This is a genomic window from Pseudobutyrivibrio sp. ACV-2, assembly GCF_900107545.1.
Classification (GTDB): Bacteria; Bacillota; Clostridia; order Lachnospirales; family Lachnospiraceae; genus Pseudobutyrivibrio.
In genome coordinates this window covers 29,560-47,838 of sequence record NZ_FNQZ01000006.1, presented here as the reverse complement: position 1 = coordinate 47,838, position 18,279 = coordinate 29,560, and the positions used below count along the sequence as shown (strand labels likewise).

21 protein-coding genes are annotated in these 18,279 nt (G+C 40.0%); 1 reads left to right on the top strand and 20 read right to left on the bottom strand.

The window, feature by feature from the left end:
- Window positions 1-12 precede the first annotated feature (12 nt).
- From BLV53_RS07970 to BLV53_RS07875, 20 genes are all read right to left on the bottom strand, one after another.
- Window positions 13-1,272 carry a hypothetical protein gene (locus BLV53_RS07970; protein WP_170830795.1) on the bottom strand — a complete coding sequence of 420 codons (1,260 nt, stop codon included), beginning with the start codon at window positions 1,270-1,272 and terminating at the stop codon, window positions 13-15.
- A 181-nt stretch (window positions 1,273-1,453) separates the two neighbouring features.
- Window positions 1,454-2,806 (bottom strand): AAA family ATPase, encoded by a 1,353-nt coding sequence (locus BLV53_RS07965; protein WP_090299625.1) that lies wholly within the window; start codon window positions 2,804-2,806, stop codon window positions 1,454-1,456.
- 167 nt (window positions 2,807-2,973) lie between these two features.
- The gene (locus tag BLV53_RS07960) at window positions 2,974-3,477 is read right to left on the bottom strand and encodes a GreA/GreB family elongation factor (protein WP_090299622.1); all 504 of its coding nucleotides are present in this window, start codon (window positions 3,475-3,477) and stop codon (window positions 2,974-2,976) included.
- Between the two features lie 103 nt (window positions 3,478-3,580).
- Complete coding sequence (locus tag BLV53_RS07955; RefSeq protein ID WP_090299619.1) at window positions 3,581-3,805, bottom strand: hypothetical protein; 225 nt, start codon at window positions 3,803-3,805, stop codon at window positions 3,581-3,583.
- 22 nt (window positions 3,806-3,827) lie between these two features.
- Window positions 3,828-4,229: an ATP synthase F1 subunit epsilon gene (gene atpC, locus BLV53_RS07950; RefSeq protein ID WP_090299616.1), complete on the bottom strand. Its 402-nt coding sequence runs from the start codon at window positions 4,227-4,229 to the stop codon at window positions 3,828-3,830.
- Between the two features lie 10 nt (window positions 4,230-4,239).
- Entirely contained in the window at window positions 4,240-5,634 is a 1,395-nt protein-coding gene (atpD, locus tag BLV53_RS07945; protein ID WP_090299613.1) for a F0F1 ATP synthase subunit beta, read from the bottom strand.
- Window positions 5,635-5,645: 11 nt separating this feature from the next.
- Window positions 5,646-6,512, bottom strand: coding sequence for an ATP synthase F1 subunit gamma (gene atpG / locus BLV53_RS07940; protein ID WP_090299610.1), 867 nt, complete (start codon window positions 6,510-6,512; stop codon window positions 5,646-5,648).
- 15 nt (window positions 6,513-6,527) lie between these two features.
- Complete coding sequence (gene atpA / locus BLV53_RS07935; RefSeq protein ID WP_090299608.1) at window positions 6,528-8,033, bottom strand: F0F1 ATP synthase subunit alpha; 1,506 nt, start codon at window positions 8,031-8,033, stop codon at window positions 6,528-6,530.
- Complete coding sequence (atpH, locus tag BLV53_RS07930; protein ID WP_090299605.1) at window positions 8,030-8,596, bottom strand: ATP synthase F1 subunit delta; 567 nt, start codon at window positions 8,594-8,596, stop codon at window positions 8,030-8,032. Before atpH ends, atpA begins: the two co-directional genes overlap by 4 nt.
- Window positions 8,584-9,099, bottom strand: coding sequence for a F0F1 ATP synthase subunit B (atpF, locus tag BLV53_RS07925; RefSeq protein WP_090299602.1), 516 nt, complete (start codon window positions 9,097-9,099; stop codon window positions 8,584-8,586). The genes atpH and atpF overlap by 13 nt, the downstream gene beginning before the upstream one ends.
- Window positions 9,100-9,233: 134 nt before the next feature.
- Window positions 9,234-9,491 carry an ATP synthase F0 subunit C gene (gene atpE / locus BLV53_RS07920; RefSeq protein ID WP_028247235.1) on the bottom strand — a complete coding sequence of 86 codons (258 nt, stop codon included), beginning with the start codon at window positions 9,489-9,491 and terminating at the stop codon, window positions 9,234-9,236.
- Between the two features lie 45 nt (window positions 9,492-9,536).
- A complete protein-coding gene (gene atpB / locus BLV53_RS07915; protein WP_170830794.1) occupies window positions 9,537-10,265 on the bottom strand; it encodes a F0F1 ATP synthase subunit A in 729 nt (242 codons plus the stop codon).
- 4 nt (window positions 10,266-10,269) lie between these two features.
- Window positions 10,270-10,674 carry a hypothetical protein gene (locus BLV53_RS07910; RefSeq protein WP_090299599.1) on the bottom strand — a complete coding sequence of 135 codons (405 nt, stop codon included), beginning with the start codon at window positions 10,672-10,674 and terminating at the stop codon, window positions 10,270-10,272.
- A 9-nt stretch (window positions 10,675-10,683) separates the two neighbouring features.
- Window positions 10,684-11,001 (bottom strand): AtpZ/AtpI family protein, encoded by a 318-nt coding sequence (locus BLV53_RS07905; protein ID WP_090299596.1) that lies wholly within the window; start codon window positions 10,999-11,001, stop codon window positions 10,684-10,686.
- Window positions 11,002-11,055: 54 nt separating this feature from the next.
- Complete coding sequence (locus BLV53_RS07900) at window positions 11,056-11,541, bottom strand: deoxycytidylate deaminase (protein ID WP_090299593.1); 486 nt, start codon at window positions 11,539-11,541, stop codon at window positions 11,056-11,058.
- A 54-nt stretch (window positions 11,542-11,595) separates the two neighbouring features.
- The gene (locus BLV53_RS07895; protein ID WP_090299591.1) at window positions 11,596-12,048 is read right to left on the bottom strand and encodes an arsenate reductase/protein-tyrosine-phosphatase family protein; all 453 of its coding nucleotides are present in this window, start codon (window positions 12,046-12,048) and stop codon (window positions 11,596-11,598) included.
- Window positions 12,049-12,062: 14 nt separating this feature from the next.
- Window positions 12,063-13,124, bottom strand: a complete 1,062-nt coding sequence (locus tag BLV53_RS07890; protein WP_090299586.1) for an L-threonylcarbamoyladenylate synthase — start codon at window positions 13,122-13,124, stop codon at window positions 12,063-12,065.
- 104 nt (window positions 13,125-13,228) lie between these two features.
- Window positions 13,229-14,959, bottom strand: a complete 1,731-nt coding sequence (locus BLV53_RS07885; RefSeq protein ID WP_090299583.1) for a glycosyl hydrolase family 18 protein — start codon at window positions 14,957-14,959, stop codon at window positions 13,229-13,231.
- A 315-nt stretch (window positions 14,960-15,274) separates the two neighbouring features.
- Window positions 15,275-15,874, bottom strand: a complete 600-nt coding sequence (locus BLV53_RS07880; protein WP_170830793.1) for a hypothetical protein — start codon at window positions 15,872-15,874, stop codon at window positions 15,275-15,277.
- The gene (locus BLV53_RS07875) at window positions 15,858-17,165 is read right to left on the bottom strand and encodes a serine/threonine protein kinase (protein ID WP_090299577.1); all 1,308 of its coding nucleotides are present in this window, start codon (window positions 17,163-17,165) and stop codon (window positions 15,858-15,860) included. Before BLV53_RS07875 ends, BLV53_RS07880 begins: the two co-directional genes overlap by 17 nt.
- Window positions 17,166-17,403: 238 nt before the next feature.
- On the opposite strand from BLV53_RS07875, the gene BLV53_RS07870 reads away from it, so the two are divergent.
- Window positions 17,404-18,153 carry an adaptor protein MecA gene (locus BLV53_RS07870; protein WP_090299574.1) on the top strand — a complete coding sequence of 250 codons (750 nt, stop codon included), beginning with the start codon at window positions 17,404-17,406 and terminating at the stop codon, window positions 18,151-18,153.
- Window positions 18,154-18,279: the final 126 nt, after the last annotated feature.

Below are 18,279 nucleotides of genomic sequence, written 5' to 3'. Positions count from 1 at the left end.
TCCAATCTATTATTACTTATCATATTCACCGAATTCGCATCCGATGTTATACGCTTCCATATCGTCCACAAGCTCCCATTTCCATTCAGCCTTTTTATTGTCGACTGTGTCCTTGGTCTTGAGGATTTTTTTGTATAGCTTTATCTCGCCTACGCCGTTGCCACCATTCCAAAGATTATTGTGGCGCTTTTCACCATTTGGTGCCTCATAATTAATGAGTAGCATATCCTTCTTTTGACAGATGATTTTGGCTTCAAGCTTTGCAAGAGGTGTCTCTTGAGTGATTTTCCAAACCACTTCATCGCCCTCAGTGCTGCAATTAAAATCTGTCTTGGTAAGAGTCCAAAAATGTGAAAAATTGAACTCGTAAGGCTGGCCTTCATACCAGAAGGCGCCAAGGATAACATCATCAAAGCTATGACCTGTGCGTACCTTTGGACGGCCGCCACCGATATCAAAAGCACTGTTTTCCAGCCACTTTCCTGATACCTTACTCTTAAGATGTGAGCTTGCAAGCCACACCCATGGAGATGTGAAGTCCTTACCCCAGTTTTTGTCTGCATACCCGTAACAGCTATCTGGGCTGACTTCGTATTCAACACCGTCTAGTATAACTGAACCTGCAAATAATGTCTTCATGCCTTCTGCATGCCAGAACATTTCAAATGCCTCTATTTCACGTGACGCCCAGCCTGCGCCGTAGCCCACATTGAAAGCAATTTGCTTTTCCATATGTAAATCCCAAACCATCTTGCCTGCCTGGCACATCCACTCTGGATGGTTCTTGGCATCTTCCTCTGTAACCTCTACCCTACCAAGGGTTCGAGTCTCAGAGCAGAAACAATCGTCTGCACTTATGAGAAATGGTACATCCTCCTTGATGTTGACCTTGTTCCAGCCAAAGAAGCGATGCATCTGTTTTGCTCCCTCGCCCCAGCAGCCTACTTTTACCATCATGTAGGATGGCTTCACGCCTGCTGCCTTATTCTCTGGCATCTGGCCAAACACTGGCTCATCGCCACCTAGTTCTGGGTTTATTGTGAAAAACTCGATAAAGAAAGCCTTTTCCTCGCCCGTCTTTTTGTTATGACCAGTAAAACTGTGCCACCACCAGTCATAGCCTTCGCTGGCAAGAGCTCCCTTCAGCATAAAATCATTTCTAGTGATATCCGAATGGTTAAAACTATGCTCGATAAGCTTATCCTTAACATCAAGCCCATCGATTTTTTCAAGAACCGTCTCCCCGATTTGACTAAGTTTCTCTTTAACCATTATTTCATCCCCATTTTCTCAAACATTATTATGCATAGTATATTTTACCATATTATTTATAAAAAATGTCTAAACCACACAAATTGCCCCAGCTTTTCCCGATATATGAAAAAGGATTCAGTGGCTATCCAATTTGAATAGTGGCTGAATCCTTTTTATCCCATGTATTATCTTACCTCTGCTATGCCTTTTCAATAATGCAGCTGTGGCGTTTAAAATCAGGCTTATTACTTGCCTTATTATGGAACTCCTCTAACAAGTCTGCTACTTTATTTTCATCACACACCCATGTATATTTCAATAGTTCTTCTGACTTCTCAAAGGCCTTAAAATATCCAACCCATTCTTTATTCTGAGTTGACACTTTAAATACATCCATTACCTCTTCATTTGGGATGTATACTTCATTTGTATTATCATCAAATCCCAAATAACCAAGATGAATCAGTAAAGATAGAATATCATCTTTACTATTGAATGTAGTCATATCATTTTGGTAAGAGGATGTATTAATTTTCACACTACCACCGTTCATTAATAAGGTTACATCTTCCTTTAATCCATCATAATCTCTTCTAATGTATTCAGCCAATGCCTCGTAAGATTCTGTTTTATTCCAATAGTTTTTTATGAGGCCACTTGAGACTGCATTTACTACCGACAGTGGACTATATATATCAATGATATGCCCCTCGTATTTTCCTTCACGATATAGCTGTCTCTTGCTTACTGGAACATTATCGCTAACTTTATATCCATCATACCAGCTTTCTATTTCTGAATAATCCATATTATAGACTTCACATAACTTCTCCACTTCAGATTTTGTGAACCCTGTATATTCAGCCAATTGCATAGGCTGTGTCATAGAATACTCATCAAACATATTTAATGCAGAATGCTCACCATATTTTTTTATAGGTAAAATACCTGTCATGTATGCTAAAGCTACAAATTCTTTATCTTTAAGCCAATCTCTTAAAAAATCAAGATATTGCTTTTGTCCAACTTTATCATCTAATCGTATTCTAAAAATTGCATCCCATTCGTCAATAATTATTACATATTGTCTTTTCGATTCAGCATAAAATTTTTCAAAGCTAAATGAAAAATCATCTTCCTCATAAGTAACACTTGGATATTCCTGATGTAATTCATCTAAGATTCTCCTAGATAGACGCTTTAAGGATTCTTTTACATCCACATCAGTTTTAATGAAATCTGTCATAACTAAACGAATCGTATCATATTTATTCAAATTTATGTCCCATGGTGAAACACACTCATCACTATTTGTGGCTATTTTTCTATTTTCAAAAATTTCTCTACTATCTGCTGTCCTATCATAATATGCACATATCATATCAGCAGCCATAGTCTTACCAAATCTACGGGGTCTAGAAACACTAACATAACGTTGATTAGTATTTATTACAGAATTCAAATGATTTATCAAGCCTGTTTTGTCTACATATATTTCAGAATTAATTGCTATTTGGAAGCGTTGTTTTCCTGGATTTAAATACATTCCCATAAATCATTTATCCTCCTGTTTAAGTCATTTCTAATTCTACCATATTATTTACTAAAAATGTCTATACTGCAAAAAAGACGTATAGCAAACCTATTGCTATGCGCCTTTTTACTTAGGTAAAATATATCTTAATCCAAACCTTCACCTAATCTGTATCTTGTGTTATATTAATATCTCTTTATCTTATCGTCTTCGTCTGTCGATGTTTTATCAATCGTACGAATCTCTACTTCGTAGGAATAATTATCATTTACTTTTACCATTACTCTATCGCCCACATGTTTTCCACGTATTGCAGCTCCAAGTGGAGATTCAATAGAAATCAGGCCCTTAAGAGAGTTACCTCTAATGCTGGTTACAAGCTTGTAGGTTTCCTCACAATCATCCTCTGGAATATAAATTGTAACTGTATTATTGATCCCGACTTCATCATCTGCGCTGCTGTCATCTACCACTTCAGCAAACTTGAGCATTTTCTCAAGATAGCGGATGCGACTGTCGTTCATGTTTTTTGCACGTTTTGCCTCATGATACTCAAAGTTTTCTGATAAATCTCCCTGAGCTCTTGTTTCCTTTACCTCTTCCAAAAGCTTTGGGCGAAGTACCAACTTTCGCTCATCGATTTCAGCCTGAATTTTTTCTATATCACCCTTGGTTAATCTTTCTCCCATTACTACCTCCAAATATTAAACTATTTCCTTAAATTTTACCCTTGATTATTGTAAAGTGCAAATTTAAAAAGGCACCGCCAAAGCGGTGCCCCAAATAAATTATTTATTTTTCATTGGAAGGCTTACCATGTCGTTGTTGATAGACCATAGTTAGCATTTCCTGCTGGTACTTATCGTCATTACTCAAGTCCCTAAGTTTCTCTTTCACTTCAGTCTTTCGCGCACGAAGTATTTCCAGTTCCTTCATCAGGTCTTCTTCCTGACTTTCTAGAACAGATAATTGTCTCTTGAGTTCCTCTATATCTCGTTTGGTATCAGCATCTAGCATGGTACTTTCCTCCCCTCATAGCTTAGGCCTTTAAGTCCTGACGAACTAATGCCTTCTTTAGAGCAATTTCAGCACGTAACAAATCAATATTTTCGGCCTTATTTGCGATACGCTCCCTTGCTCTATCTTCTGCGCTGCGGGCTCTTTCCAAATCAATTTCTTCAGGCCACTCAGCAATTTCTGCAAGCAGTGTTACCTTGTCAGGCAAAACTTCAGCGAGGCCTGCATGTACAGCTGCTCTCTTCTGACCTTCTGCCTCATGTATTGTGCAAATGCCCGGCGCAATAACAGTGGTGAGAGGAATGTGCTTTGGATATACACCAATCTGTCCCTCCACCGTATTAAATTCAACCATGACAGCCTCGCCTTCATAGAAGGTTCGCTCAGGAGTGATGATTGAAACTTTAAAGGTGTTATCTGCCATAAGCCACCTCCTACTTTGCGTTCATCTTGGCACGAACCTCGTCGATTGTACCTGCATTGAGGAAGTAACTTTCTGGGATATCATCATGCTTACCTTCAAGGATTTCCTTGAAGCCACGTACTGTCTCAGCGATTGGCACATACTTTCCTTCAAGACCGGTGAACTGACCAGCTACGAAGAATGGCTGTGACAAGAATCTCTGAATCTTACGTGCACGGTTAACTACAAGCTTATCCTCTTCTGAAAGTTCATCCATACCAAGGATAGCAATAATATCCTGTAACTCTTTATACTTCTGAAGAATCTCCTGTACACCACGTGCAACCTGGAAATGCTCCTGACCAACGATACGTGGGTCAAGAATACGAGATGTAGAACCAAGTGGGTCTACAGCTGGGTAAATACCAAGCTCTGCGATAGAACGCTCAAGAACTGTGGTAGCATCCAAGTGAGCAAATGTTGTAGCTGGAGCTGGGTCAGTTAAGTCATCGGCAGGAACGTATACGGCCTGAACCGATGTAATTGATCCGTTCTTTGTAGATGTGATTCGCTCCTGAAGAGCACCCATCTCTGTCTGAAGTGTTGGCTGATAACCAACGGCTGAAGGCATACGACCTAAGAGGGCTGAAACCTCTGAACCAGCCTGAGTAAAACGGAAGATGTTATCGATGAAAAGAAGCACGTCCTTTCCACCCTTATCTCTGAAGTACTCAGCCATAGTAAGTCCTGTAAGACCAACTCTCATTCTGGCTCCTGGTGGCTCGTTCATCTGACCGAAAACCATGCAGGTCTTGTCAATAACGCCTGACTCCTTCATTTCGTAGTAAAGGTCATTACCTTCACGAGTACGCTCACCTACACCAGTGAATACTGAATATCCACCGTGCTCAGTAGCGATATTGTGGATAAGCTCCTGAATAAGTACGGTTTTACCTACACCGGCACCACCGAACAATCCAATCTTTCCACCTTTTTGATATGGGCAAAGAAGGTCAACGACCTTGATACCTGTCTCAAGCATTTCTGTTGATGTTGCCTGTTCCTCAAACGCTGGTGCTTTTCTATGGATAGGCATTTTCTCAACACCTTCTGGTGCTGGCTGCTCATCGATAGCTTCGCCAAGTACGTTGAAGATACGACCAAGTGTAGCCTCACCAACAGGAACTGAAATTGGTGCTCCTGTTGCAACTACATCCATTCCACGTACTAAACCGTCTGTAGGACCCATGGCAATACAACGAACTGTATCGTCACCCAAATGCTGTGCTACCTCAACAACCAGTCTTTCACCGTTATCTCTTTTGATTTCAAGAGCATCGTTGATTTCTGGGAGCTCGCCTTCTGCGAACTTTACGTCAAGAACGGCACCGATAATCTGAGTGATTTTACCAATATTATTTGCCATTTTTCACTCTCCTAACTTAAAGCCTCTGCACCAGCGATAATCTCGGTTAATTCCTGAGTAATTGATCCCTGGCGGGCACGATTGTATTTTAATGATAGATCACTAATGATTTCCTCGGCATTATTTGTAGCTGAATCCATGGCCTGCATTCTGGCACCATTTTCTGAGGCTACAGCCTCAACTAATGCGCCATACACAAGCGATGTTACATACTTAGGAACGATAAGGTCTAATGCCTCCTCCTCATTTGGCTCGAAGTTCATAAGTGCTTCTGAACCTGAAGATTTGGCAGCCTCTACGTCCTCTTCTGCAATCTCTGCTGGGAGCAGCTTCATGAGCTTTGGAATCTGGCTAACAGTATTTTTGAAGTGTGTGTACACAAGGTAAATCTGTCCGATTTCCCCACTTGCATATGCTTCAAGAACATCTTTGCAGATTGTTATAGCATCTGCATAGGTTGGGGCCTCCATCACTGGAGAATAATCCTTAACGACTTCATATCCCTTGTGAGAAAGGCTTTCACCGCCTTTATGACCTACTACATAAAGCTTTACATTCTCCGCATCTAAATCTGAACCAGTAATCATTTTTACAATGTTTGAATTGTATCCACCTGCAAGACCACGGTTAGAAGTGATGACGATAACGCCCACCTTGTTTGAACCGTTGTCTCTAAGGTATTTGTTGTTTACTGAACCAGCCTTGGCAAGCATACTGCAAATCGTATTGTACATAGCGTTGAAATACGGTGTAGTCTGCTCTGCCTTTGCACGAGCCTTCTGCAGCTTTACTGTAGATACAAGCTTCATGGCCTTAGTGATCTGCTGAGTGCTTGATACACTCTGTTTTCTTCTTTTTATGTCTCTCATTGAGGCCATAACAGATCACCCTCCTTACTTGTATGTCTTCTTACACTCCTCGATAGCAGAAATAAGCTTCTGCTCCATAGCATCCTCAAGTACCTTTGTGCTTCTGATAGCTTCAGGAATTTCTGGATACTTTGTATCAACAAGATCAAACAGAGCCTTTTCGAAAGCCTGAATATCTGCTGTTGGAATATCAAGTAAGTATTTCTTTGTAGCAGCATAGATAATCATAATCTGATACTCTACAGGCATTGGAGCGTACTGTGGCTGCTTTAACATTTCCTTGATTCTTTCACCCTGTGCCAGCTTTTCAGCTGTATCTGCATCAAGCTCTGAACCAAACTGTGCGAAAGCAGCAAGCTCTCTATACTGTGCCAGCTCCACACGGATAGGAGCAGCGATTTTCTTCATAGCCTTAATCTGAGCAGAACCACCTACACGGGATACTGAAAGACCTGCGTTTACGGCTGGTCTGAAACCTGCGTTAAATGCTTCTGTCTCAAGGTAAATCTGACCATCAGTAATTGAGATAACGTTTGTAGGGATGTATGCTGATACGTCGCCTGCCTGTGTCTCAATGATTGGAAGAGCGGTAAGAGAACCGCCGCCAAGCTTGTCTGAAAGTCTTGCAGCACGCTCAAGAAGTCTTGAGTGTAAGTAGAATACATCACCTGGGTAAGCTTCACGTCCTGGTGGACGACGAAGAAGTAATGAGAGTGTACGGTATGCAGTAGCATGCTTACTTAGGTCATCATAGATGATAAGTACATCCTGACCATTTTCCATCCACTCCTCACCGATAGCACATCCTGAATAAGGTGCGATATACTGAAGTGGTGCAAGCTCTGATGCTGTAGCGGCAACAACTGTTGTCCAAGCCATAGCACCGTACTCTTCAAGTGTTTTAACAAGGGCTGCTACTGTAGATGCCTTCTGACCAATTGCTACGTAAATACATTTTACGCCCTGTCCCTTTTGATTGATGATTGTATCGATAGCAATAGCAGTCTTACCAGTCTGTCTATCACCGATAATAAGCTCACGCTGTCCACGTCCGATAGGGATCATGGAGTCGATAGCTTTAATACCTGTCTGTAATGGAGTATCTACGGATTTACGTGAGATAACACCCGAAGCAACACGCTCGATTGGACGGAACTTTGAAGAATCAATAGGTCCCTTTCCATCGATAGGCTGTCCAAGTGCATTAACTACACGTCCAAGCATAGCGTCTCCGACTGGAACCTCAACAACACGACCTGTTGTTTTAACCTGATCGCCTTCATTGATGTTCTTATCGTTTCCTAAAAGAACACAACCAACATTGTCTTCCTCAAGGTTTAAGACCATGCCATACACTTCGCCAGGGAACTCAAGAAGTTCGCCCTGCATAGCATTCTGTAATCCGTGAATACGTGCGATTCCATCGGCAACCTGAATAACAGTACCTACGTCTGCCACGTCAAGCTGCGCTGCATAGCGTTTCATTTGCTCTTTAATAACCGAGCTAATTTCTTCTGGTTTTAAATTCATGGAGCGCATTCACCTACTTTCAATTGAATATTTGATAACTCGTGTGACAATTTATTAATCTGAGTCTTGATAGAACTATCAACGACTCTATCTTTGATGCGAATTACCATTCCCCCGATTAAATCAGGGTCTACTGTATAGTTCATTACAAACGAACTATAATCGGTAGTTTGAAGCAAACGCTTCTCGACATCCTTTTTCTGAGCTGCGGTAAGCTCAAATGGTGTGGAAACCGATGCACGACCGATTTTTTTGAAGTCGTATACTTTTTCAATAAAGTATTTCAAAACATCCTCGGTGTCCTTGATGTGGTCCTTCTCCTCAAGCATTCTAAGGAGTCCAACCATCTCACCACTTACTCTGCCCTTGAAAATATCGTCGATAATCTGAAGCTTTTCTTCTTTATTGATCTTTGGATGATTCATCATTTGAGAAAAGCCGTCGTTTGTTTTTACAACTTCTATTACGCCTTCGGCTTCTGCTAAGAAGTCATCGACCTTTCCTGTTTCCACGGCTAGCTCAAATAACGCATCACCATATACGTTTGAGACTAATTTAGCCATGTTTTTTCACCCATTTCCTTAAGAGTTTGCTCTACTAAGGTGTTCTGAATAGTTGTATCGATGTTTGCAGCTACAACCTTCTGTGCCATAACTGCTGCAACAGAAATAATTTCCTGTTTAACCTCATCTGCAACCTTCTTCTTTTCAAGCTCTGCTTCCTCGCCTGCTCTTGCAACGATTGCGGCAGCCTCTTCCTTAGCATCGCTTACAATCTTGGTTTCATTCTTTAAGGCCTTCTGTCTTGCTTCACTTAAGATAGCATCCTTTTCTTTACCAATGTCCTTAAGCTTTGCTTCGTACTCTGCCTTTAGCTTTTCTGCCTCTTCCTTATCTCTTTTTGCATCTGCAATATCCCTTGCAATGCCATCCTTTCTATCCTGCAACAGCTTACGCGCCGGATTAAAAAGATTGTATGACATTATGAGGAATAGGAAGAATACTGCTATGGCTAAAAGTACAGCATCATTTAGCAATTGAAAGTCCAAATCAAATAGTCTTTCCAAAACTTTTAGCCCTCCTTAACTTCCTAAAAATTTATTACTCTAACTTATTGAAGAAGTGCCATTAAAGATTTGCTTCGCAAATGGGCACTTCTGGATATCAAGGAACCTCCCTAAAGGGTCCCTCCTTGATATATTTAACCAACTAATGGCTGTACAAAGAGTAACAGAAGGGCGATAACTAAGCCGTAAAGACCTGTTGTCTCGGCAACGGCCTGTCCTAAAAGCATAGTTGACATAATCTGTCCCTGTGCTCCTGGGTTACGTCCAACGGCTGAAGCACCGTGACCAGCTGCAATACCTTGGCCGATACCAGGGCCAATACCTGCGATAACTGCTAGACCAGCACCGATTGCTGAGCATGCTTTAATTAAGTCTGTACCTGAAATGTTCATAAATGTTTCCCTCCTAATAGTTAGAAATATTTTTTGCTCAAAGACTTAAGAATCTCCATAGCTTTGAGTTATGTACGTCATAGTCAACATACAGAATACGTAGGTCTGGATAGCGCCTGAGAAAATATCGAAATAGACGTGCAATGCTGCAGGCCATATAATCGCAAACTTTCCAAGCAATCCATACACAAGACCCATAATGATTGTTCCTGAAAGAACGTTTGCAAACAAACGTAGTGACATAGAAATTGGCACCGCAATATCAGAAATAACATTGATAGGAAGCCATATTGGCAACCAAGGTGGCAATGGAGAACACTTGTCAATCCAAATGTCCTTTGCGCTCTGGTGCCTGATTTTGACTACATGAATGCAAACAAAGGTAATTAATGCAAGAGCCAGTGTCGTACCATAATCGGCTGTTGGTGGTCTTAAGCCAACCAAACCAGATAAGTTCGATACCAAAATAAAGCAGAATATCGTACAAATCCAGTTTGCAAACACTGATGCGTGCTTACCCATGCTTCCTTCCACAATTCCATCCAAAAGCGATACTATCAGCTCTAAGATGTTTTGGAAGGTATCAGGAACTTCAGTGGCATGCTTTAGCTTTCTGCCGGCAATTATGGAGAAAATCACCAATGAAAGCCAAACGAGTGCTATGCACACATGGGAAGTGGTAATCCAGACTTCCTGTCCGAAGACCTTGTACGAAACCAAGCCTTTTATCATGTCCACAGTATCGCTCGAGGCCAGTAAAATTCCTTCTGTCACACTTTCACCTCCTCCTATTATTTAATTTTGCAATAAACTTATTTAGCAAAGGCTGTGCATAAGCACTAACCTTAAGCCCGAGAATCCCTATGATTGCTGTAAACATATTTCCTAGTTTGAAATAGCTCATAACAATCATTACTACGCACAAAACCAAATATCTCATAACCGATTTGAAGGACAAAATTTTTTCATGTCCCTCCCCAATTCTTACTGACTCCTCAATAATCATCGCAATGTGAATAGCCAGTCCTATTGCGCAGGCTATTCCTATGATAAGTCCGGTAGTATATCTGATTTTGTCGCCGACAAACCAAACTCCAATCAGCTCTACAAGTAGTCCATAAGCAAGTATTCCCAAAACAAGCATTGGTAATGCCTGATTTAGTCGCTTCATCCATTTAATCATGTCTTATCCTTATTCAATTCTCCCTTGATCTTTGTTTTCCATAGCTTTTTCTAAAGCTTCTTTTTCCAGTCGTCTCGCCCGCTGTCCAGGGGTTTCCTCATTCTTAAGGTATCCCTTCACCGACCGGTAAGCCCCATTAAAACCTGCAAGGATTCCAATTAGAATTCCTGCAATTGTAAAACAATGACCCTCAATGCCTGTAAGCTTATCTATAAAAATGCCAATAGCCATACATAAAAGTATAGGCACTATAGCATTGATTCCAAATTGCAGCACCATTACAAGTGCATTTGCTACTTCTCGATTCTGTTTATTTTTGTCCTTCACTGTATGCTCCTATAGCAGGACCAGTGGCCCTTAGTATACTGTAAAAACCCGAATCTAAAGCGTAATAGAAATTTCTCTATTTGTGTGTTGATACTGATAAAACTCAACCCCGGCTGCTCTGAGCATCCTCTTAGATGCAATGACAGACGGTGTGTTTTCGTATTTATCACTGTCATAAATAATCGTTTTTATGCCCGACTGTATAATAGCCTTGGCACATTCATTACATGGGAAAAGTGATACGTACAGCTTTGAGCCCTCAAGTGAACCTCCCCTATAGTTCAAAATCGCATTTAACTCGCTGTGTGTTGTATAGAAATATTTATTTTCCAGAGGGTCCCCTACTCTTGCCCAAGGGAACTCGTCATCTGAACATCCATTTGGAAAACCATTGTAGCCCATTGAAAGGATTTTATTATCCTGGCTAACAATACACGCTCCAACTTGTGTGTTTGGGTCCTTAGATCTCATACCCGACAGAACTGCAACGCCCATAAAGTATTCATCCCAGCTAATATAATCAAGTCTCTTATCACTCATGGTCTCTCCTCCAATACATTCCAGTCATAATCTCTAGTAATATAGGTAAAACCATTAAACCTCTAACAGTTTAATAAGCTTTTCAATCGATGCCTTCAAAACCTCATAACATAAACCATAGGTTTGTACTGAACCACCGTAAGGGTCCATAACTTCAAGCTCGTCCCCCACAAGCTCATTAAGAAGTCTGGTGTTCTCCTCAGTGGCATTTTCATATTCACTTAAAATCTTTTGCCGCCCCGCTTCTTCCATTGTTATAACCAGCGTGTTCTCAGTAAAATCTGAGTTTTGAAGCTGTTTGGAAGAATAATCCTTAAGCTCAATGCCATTACTGATAAGAATGGCCTCAGCTTTTTGATTCAAGGGCTCAGGAAACTGAACTATCAGCCCCCTTGCTTCGCAAATAATTGACCTTGGATGTGGAAACGAGCGAAATATGGCAGCAGCCATAGGTGCTCGTGACGTCCCACTTCCAGACGCAAAAATCACTCTGTTAATATTATTCATCCCTCAACCCTCTTTTAGACATTTAAGGTCTTTTGTCCCGCAGCCTTAAGTAGTCTGTTCATAATAGCCTGCCCCATGTTAGGTGTGGCAAAGCTTTCTGAATAAATCAAATCTGTCTCCAATTCATCAAATTCTCGCAAAATATTGTATAGGTTGTGAGCTATGCTCTTTTCATCTGACCTGTCACCAACTACAAGTATTTCCCCGCAATCATACTTATCTTTGGTTTCTTCGGTAGCAATGATACCTACCTTTTTGCCTGCCTCAATCCCCTCTAAGGCAAGTCTATTGATAGTTTCAACAACCTTTTTTTCATCACCTGCAACAATTGTCAAATCACCCTTTGGTGCATAGTGTTTATAACGCATTCCCGGAGCCTTTGGTTTAGCCCCTGCAGTAGTTCCTTTGTCATTATAAACAATGCCTGGGTCTATTCTGACTTCTCCTACAACCTCTTTTAACATTTCCATGTTGATGTAGCCAGGTCTTAAAATAGTGACCACATCTTCTGTTAAATCAACGATTGTAGATTCAAGCCCTATATCTACAGGGCCACCATCTAAAATGGCTTCGATTTTTCCTGATAAATCCTCATATACATGACTTGCCTTGGTAGGGCTTGGTCTGCCTGATGTGTTGGCGCTTGGCGCTGCTATCATACATCCGCTTTCCCTTATAAGTGCCAGAGCCACAGGATTGTTTGGCATTCTGACTGCCACTGTATCAAGACCTCCTGTAGTCTCGTATGGAATAACCTCGTTTTTATTGCAAACCATTGTGAGAGGTCCTGGCCAAAATGCATCTGCCAATTTTTTTGCCGTTTCTGGCAGATCCTTTGTAATGCTCTCCAACTGCTGATATTCTGCTATATGCACAATTAAAGGGTTATCCGATGGACGACCCTTTGCTTGATATATCTTTCTCGAAGCTTCTTTGTCCGTGGCGTCTCCGCCTAATCCATATACTGTTTCGGTGGGAAATGCTACAAGCCCACCATTTCTTAAAATTTCTGAAGCCTCTCTGATATATTCCATATTGATTGGCTCTAAAGAAACATCCATAATCCTAGTAATCATACTCAAAATTATAACACTTTTCCCTTAGAACACAATCTTTTTACCCTTGTGAAACACCCACAAACTCGTTGAAAAATATGATTTTTCTGTGTTTTTCAGAACTATTACAGGTATTTAACAATAACATTCCAGATTCCTGTGCTGTCAAATCCCTTTTTCCAGAAAGCACCTCCAGCTAGTTTATTTTCATCAATAAGCTGAAGTTTTTTCTCGATAGAAGTATCATCTTCAACCCAAATCTTGTAAGTTACATCACCCTTGGTGTACTCACCATAATACTGTCCTAAAGATTCATCCCAGGAAGTGTTTACTCCGTTTGTTTTTAAATAGCTTTGGATAGCATTCATTCCATATGCTGTGCTATCTACACTGCCATCTGCTGAAACCGCCCATACTCTGCAATAAAGAGGGATTCCAAGAATCACCTGTTCTGCAGGAACCTCATCCAATGTATCCTTTATACCCTGGGCAACCCATCCCAGGGATGCCACAGATCCTGCCTCTTCGCTGCCTGCGTAGTGTTCATCATACCCCATGATAATCACATAGTCTGCATATTTTGCCTGCTCTTTTCTGCTATAGATTGCAGACGATGCAGTAGGCACATAATTATCAACTGAAAGAACTATATCGTTCTTCTCGCATTTGATGGAAAGCTCCTTGATAAACTGGATATATCCATCTGCAGCCTCCCCGGAAAGCTGCTCAATATCTACATTGATACCATCAAGACTGTAAGTGATAGCCTGAGCAATCAAGTTATTTACCAGATTATCACGAGCGCTTGTTGTGTTTAATACTGTTGTGGTATCCACTGAGGAATCTTCCAGATTGCTTACAAGACCCCATACCTGAACACCCTTGGCATGGCATGTAGACACATAGTTGCTGTTTGCTATGGATGCGATTCCACCATGGTTATCATTTAAATAAAACCATGTTGGAGAAATAACATCAATATTTCCTGAACTTGCAAGAACATTTGCGATATCACCATTTGCTGCCTGAGCAGTGACCTGATGCCAAATCAAACTTATATCCTCGCCTACTAACATGTGCTTGTACTCACGGTCTGGTAAGCTTGCCTTAACTTTTTCTGTTTCGGTATTTGCAAAGGCTCTATTTTTGATGTAGCCCATGACACCATTTTCTGATACTACAAAACTCCATTTGCCTGTATCTCTAACAACATAAAGTGACTCGCCCTTTGTCACATCCTCTAAAACAGGGCTCTTTGGGCCGTTCAATCTTCTAATTTGAGATTTATGCTTCACAGAAGCCATGTTTTTTTCTGTGCCAACTGTATCTACATATATTCTGGCTGGAGAATCATAGACTGTGTAACCAAAATCTGTCAAAAGCGATAAATAATCCACTGAGATAAAAACAGCATTCCCCTGTGCCACAACTGCCTCATGACCAAGGTTGTTTACACTTTTATCGATTGTATAATCTGCGCTTCCTGCATTTGCGGTGTAGACTTCTTTGTCTGTAGCATATCTAAGTGTAGCTTCTGTATTGTCATAGACATAGCCATCATCCAGATAATCCTTTACGAACTGAAGCTCAAGGTAAGGCTTGCCATCTTTTATTATGGCATAGCCGTTTGGCTCCTCTTCAGTGCTTTCTTTGTAATCTCCGTCTAATATGACAGCCATCTCATTTTCATGGCCAGTATAGAAATAATCTGAAAGCTCCATATGCTCTTTTGTAGGAGCATATTTTTTGATACCGTAAATACCTCCAATCACAAGTACTAGCGCTATAACAGCTGCTGCAATATATATGTATCCTCTAGGGATTATATGTCTCTTCCTTCTTCTACGATTGCTCATATTTTTGTCCTCTCATAAAGTCATACTTCTTGTAAAGTATAACAAAACACTTTGTCAAATTCCACTTTACTAATACTCATATACACAAAAATGGAGCGGACTGTCCGCTCCAAAATCAAAAACACATTTATATTCTTTTATTACCCCTTCTGAAACTTCTTTAATACATATACCTCACTAAGAATAGTTAAAGAAGAGTTATTTTTCGTCTTTTTTTCTTAAATCAGTGTTTTTGTAGATTCAAACGATTGTGATACTGACATCGTCTAAACCACTATGAATTCATATGACTTATTCCACAACTCCTTCCTGCAGCTACTGAAGCATATCAATCAATCCATCAAATTCTTCTTCCTTTAAAGAAAAAGGGTCCTCAATATACGGTATTTCATAGAGATTTTGACCATAGATTTGTTTAAAATGGTTTTTGTTTTTTTGTTTATTTATATTATAAAATTTCACTTGATTTATCTCTCTTTGTTCTATATTTTTATCGATAAATCTATAGTAATCTCTTTCACACCAAGGTCTTAAAGACCCTATTACGATTCGTCTATTGCAATTGTTAAATATGGTTTTTGTCTCTTTAGTCAATTTACTCATATCTATGATAATCCAGCAATTTGTTTGCGACATAAGCTTGTAGATTGTACTTACATCATTAGTCAGCACATAATTTACACCCTTATATTTATAGCCACTTAATTCTCCAATCTTCACCTGATTTTCGCCAACTACACCAAGCAGGCTACTGTCAGCCCTATGCTCTATGTAGATGACCTTTTGCCTTAGAACTGAGTGAATAAAATTTGCAAGACTAAGACATATATGTGTTACGCCCGATTTCGGAGATACACCAACCACGCATATTTGCTTTCTTTTTGTCTTCTTGTTATTTTTATTGTTGTTGACCAATAAACAAATCTTTTTTATTCTTAAAAATCGCTGAAAAAACTTTTTCCTCATTCCATGAAAACTCTGAATCCTGTACTGTTGGATACCTATAAACTTTCTTTTTAATTTCCCTGGCAAGCGTAATTGCTGTAACTCTATCTGAAAAATTGTTTATAACATACACATTTTCATCTGTTATCCAGGCCGGATATTCATCCACCTGCTGCCAAGGTGCTCCACCTACTACATACAAAATAATATCTGTACCAAGTGGTATTTCTTTACTTGATCCACAGTCATAAATATACAAACCATCCGGAGCCTTATAATGCTCTACAGTCTCCCCGTATTCGAGGATACCCTGAAAGCTGTCGTGGTATAAAACACCCTTTCTTAGCTTGGCATTCTTCAGATTTTTCCATAGTTTAAGTACTGTGTCTTTTTCGATATCCCTGTAATAGCAATCGATTTTCTTTCTATTGAAAAATCGACAAAGGGACATGGCTATTCGTGTTGTTCCAACTGATGGCCCTCCACCTATAACCGCTATTTTTCTTTCGAGATGCTTTTTTCCGATTTTATCATTAACTCTTGCTCCCTGAAGACTTTCAAGACTAGCCCTCATTTCTTCAACTGCAGAAAATCTATCCTTTGGATTTTCTTTTGTTGCATATTCTACAATCTGTTTAATTCTAAAATCATCTTTCCCATAACTGTTCATCTGCATAAACTCGATTACTTTTCCAAGGCCGTATATATCACAACCCTCGTCAAGTGCCTCGCCCTTTAGTTGTTCAGGCGCAGCCCAGCCTTTTGTACCCATAGCTTTGGCATTTTTAGCATTGGATTTCAAAATAGCTATACCAAAATCTATCAGTTTAATATCATCTCCTGCCAAATAGACGTGTTCAGGCTTCATATCCCGGTAAATGACCGGCTCACTTCCTGCCGTATGTAGGCATTCAACAATTTTACATAGCTCTATGGATATATGTAAAAGCTGATTTCTTTCAAGTTTATTTTTTTGTAGATACTCCCGTAGAGATATTCCCTCTACAAATTCTTCAACTAAATAGAAAAACTCATCTGTTTCTTCTACTTCGTATAATGTGGGTATTTGGGATGATTTAAATCCCTGTAAAAGATGTGCTTCGGATAGGATGCTGTTCGCATTAGAATCGGCTTTGTGAATAGCCTTAAGAATTCTTAATGCTCCTACCTTTTTATAATTGACAAGTAAAACTGCTGTAGCTGCTGTCTCTTGCAGTATTCGAATTACTTCGTACTTGTCATCAATACCTTTTGGTATCATAGGTTTTGCTCCTTCCTTTCGGAAAAAGCATCTCGCGGATAATTTTATATCACAGTCAGAATTATTTTGCAAGCACTTTTTTGCAAATAAATATTTTTCTGTAATTATTCCTTAAGAAAAATTTTATACTTTTCTCACTAAAATAAGAAGAACTTTCCTTTACTTTCCGATATAATATATATATAATAGTCGAACAAGAAATGTTCCAGCATCTTATTTCGATTCGGGAGGTGATTTTATGAAAATTGAAAAAATCAACGAGAACCAGATCAGATGCACTCTATCCAGAGAAGATTTAATTAGCCGTCACATTAAGCTTTCCGAGCTTGCCTATGGGTCTACCAAGGCACGAGAGCTTTTCAGAGAGTTAATGGAGCAGGCTGCATATCAATACGGCTTCGAAGCGGAGGATATTCCACTTATGATTGAAGCCATACCCCTTTCATCAGAATCTATCGTACTTCTTGTTACAAAGGTAGAGAGCCCCGATGAGCTAGATACTCGCTTCTCTCGCTTCTCTGAAGACGATGATGATTATGATGACGATGATATGAATATTGCGGATGCTCCTGCTAAGCCATTTAACGAGGCTGCAGCTGATGACATTCTTAACATATTCAACAGCTTACTTGCAAAGGCTCAGGAAGCTATAGCTACTTCACCTGAGAAGGCAGCTAAAAAAGGATTACCTGTAGATATTACAAAGATGTTTGTTTTCGACAGTCTAGATGATGTCCTCAAGTTATCCACTGTCCTTGCAACATTCTACAACGGCAAAAATTCTCTCTATAAGAGTCCATTTGATAATAAATACTATCTTGTTGTCAGCAAGTCTAACGATACTGCTGAGGTTTACAACAAAGTCTGCAATATACTAGCAGAATACAGTGATCAACAGAATTTTGTGGTTGGCACAGATGCGTATATGTCAGAACACTATGAGACAATGCTTAAGGGTGATGCTATTCAAAAGCTTGCTCTTATCTAATTAAAAAAGCAAAAAAAATGACCTGCTCGATGCAGGTCATTTTTATTAACCGGATTTCTTGATTAAGCTATTAGGGTAACCCCTTTAACGGGAAGGCACACATTTAAAGATTGCCTTCGGCAATGG